This is a genomic window from Pseudomonas sp. P5_B2 (genome assembly GCF_056400445.1).
Genome location: NZ_JBFULH010000529.1, coordinates 1 through 2,873, shown reverse-complemented (window position 1 = coordinate 2,873; position 2,873 = coordinate 1). Strand labels below are relative to the sequence as shown.

Annotated in this window: 2 protein-coding genes; both read left to right on the top strand. The window is 60.6% G+C overall.

Features of this window, described 5'->3' with window-relative positions; translation table 11 throughout:
• Nucleotides 1–304, top strand: a 304-nt coding sequence (locus AC1DRJ_RS23465; RefSeq protein ID WP_477804251.1) for an HD-GYP domain-containing protein, incomplete at its 5' end; no start/stop codon positions are given.
• 57 nt (nucleotides 305–361) lie between these two features.
• A partial coding sequence (locus AC1DRJ_RS23460) for an ATP-binding protein (protein WP_477804250.1) occupies nucleotides 362–2,873 on the top strand: 2,512 nt, incomplete at its 3' end.

Sequence of the window (2,873 nt, the reverse complement as noted above, 5' to 3'; positions counted from 1 at the left end):
GGACGGCAGCGGGTATCCGCAGGGGCTGGCTGCTGATGATATCCCCATCAGCGCCCGGTTGATGGCGGTGGCTGATGTCTATGACGCGTTGATCAGCCGTCGGGTCTATAAACTGGGGATGCCCCACTCCCAAGCCGTCGAGATTATTCGTCAGGGGCGAGGCACGCACTTCGACCCTGACATCTGCGATGCCTTCCTGGTCTGCGTTGAACAGTTTCAGGCCATTGCCGCGCGTTTCGCCGATACCGATCACGACATGGCCGGCAAGCTGGCGGCCCTGGAACGAAGCGGCCAGACTTCGTGAGCCCGGAATTACGGGCCCCCTTTGTCAGTGTATTTATCAGGTTCACGAGGTTAGACCATGGCTGGATTGCGCACGCTGCTTGAGCGCCTCGCGCTTATGCACAAACTGATTCTGGGGTTCGCGGCGCTGCTGCTGTTGGTACTGGTGCTCGGCGTGCAAAGCCTGCGCACCCAGCAATCGATAAAGCAGGACATGCAAAACCTCTATCTCCAGGAACTGGTGGGCATGGAGCACCTGCAAGAAGCACGGGTGCAACTGCCTCATATGATGCAAGCGTTGCAGCGTGCGGTAGGCACCGACAGCGCGCAAATCCGTGTTGAATCCCTGCAGCAGCTGAGCGATTCCCGGGATCGTCTGCAGGTGGCGCTGGCCAACGGCAAAGTGACCCTCAGACGCGCCGRGAATCTGGCGCGCCTCGCCGAGTTCGACCTGCTGCTGCAGCAGTTACAGGGTCAAAGCGAACAGGCTTTTCTATTGATCGATGAGGGCCGGCAGAATCAGGCGTTGGCGCTACTCAATAGCAGTGAGTTCCAGCAACTTGCCAAGCAGGCCGACACCCTTTTGTATGCGATCGCCCAGATCAAGGAAGCTTCGATTCGCGATACAGCCAAGGAAATTGCCGACTTTGCCGAACGCAGCACCAAGCTGACCTACGTCCTGTTGGTCGGTGGCTTGTCGCTGGCGCTGCTGCTGTCCTGGCTGGTCAGTCAATCGATCCGCAATCCGCTGAACCGGGTGCGGGCTGCGGTGGACCAGTTGGCCGCCGGCCAGCTCGATCAGCCGATTCCCCACACCGACCTGAACAACGAAACGGGTGATCTGGCGCGCGCCATCGCCAAACTGCAGACCGAGTCCCAACAGTTGGAGCGTCAGCGCTGGATCAAGGCGCATACGTCCCAATTGCAGGTCGATCTGCAACAGGCAGAAACGCCAGCCGAACTGGCGCAGGTGTTCCTGCAACACATGGCAAGCCTGCACGGAATCTGCCAAGGGGTGCTTTACAGCGCACACGAGGACCTCGGCAAGCTGCTGCTGATGGGCCGCTATGCCACCGATCCCGAGCGGCCACCCGAGGCGCAAGTCCTGTTCGGCGATGGCCTGTTGGGGCAGTGCGCGGTGGATCGCCAGCCACGCCAGTTTCAGGGATTACCGGAGCATTATTGGCGTTTGCACTCACCGCTTGGGGAGATTCCCGCCAGTTGCCTGCTGTTGCAACCCATCGTGCATGGCGAGCGGCTGCTGGGCGTTCTTGAGCTGGCGGGACTGGAACCGTCAGGCGAGCGTGAATTGCAGCTGTTGCTTGAAGCCACCCCACGCCTGGCCGCCGCCATGGCGATCATGGAACGCAATGAGGCGGTCAAGACTCTATTGGCAGAAACCCGTCGCCAGGCCAATGAAGTGGCGGAACAGGCGCTGAAACTGGAGGAGCAGGCGCAGGCGCTCAAGGCCAATGAGGCACAGCTGCGCGCCGTACTCGACAGCAGCCCGGTGGCCATGGTGATAAGAGACGTCGATGGCCGTCCTACCTACTGCAATCCACAGTTCGACAGTTTGTTCGGCACCCGTCTCGCTGAACTCGAAGGTACGGATTCGGCGCAGTTCTGGGTCGATCCGCAGGCACATGAGCGCTTTCTCGCCGCGGCGTCRCAAGGTCCGGTGCTGAACTTCGAGGCCCGTCTGCAGCGCGCTGGAGGCGAACGCTTCGATGTCCTGGTTTCGGCAGTCACGATGACGCTGGGGGAGCGGGACATGTGGGCCAATTGGTACTTTGACATCACCGAGCGCAAGACCGCCGAGGCCGAGGTGCAGCGCGCACGCGAAGCCGCAGAAGAGGCCACTCGGGCCAAGAGCAACTTTTTGGCCACGATGAGTCACGAGATCCGCACGCCAATGAACGCCATCATTGGCATGAGCCACCTGGCCTTGCGCACCGAGCTCGACCACCGCCAGCGCAACTACATCGAGAAGGTCCATCGTTCGGCGGAGTACTTGTTGGTGATCATCAACGACATCCTCGACTTCTCCAGAATCGAGGCCGGCAAAATGCACCTCGAGAACATTCCCTTCCACCTTGAGGACGTGCTCGACGGCTTTGCCAACATGATTGGCCTGAAAGCCGAGGACAAAGGGCTGGAGTTGCTGTTCAGCATTGCTGCACAACTGCCGACCGCGTTGATCGGCGATCCGTTGCGTCTGGGGCAGGTGCTGATCAACCTGGGCAACAATGCGACGAAGTTCACCGAGCAAGGTGAGATCGTGCTCGGTGTAGAGCAGCGGGGCGCAGCAGGAGAGCAGGCGCAGCTGCATTTCTGGGTGCGTGACAGCGGGATCGGCATGAGCAGCGAACAATGCTCGCGTCTGTTTCAGCCGTTCAGCCAGGCCGATAGCTCCACCACCCGTAAATACGGTGGCACCGGGTTGGGCCTGGCCATCTCCCGGCATCTGATTGAACTGATGGGCGGGAACATTTGGGTAGAGAGCGAACCCGGCCAAGGCTCCACGTTTCATTTTGAGGTGAGCCTGGGCGTGCAACGCGACAGTCAATTGCGGCGCATGGTGACCGCCGACG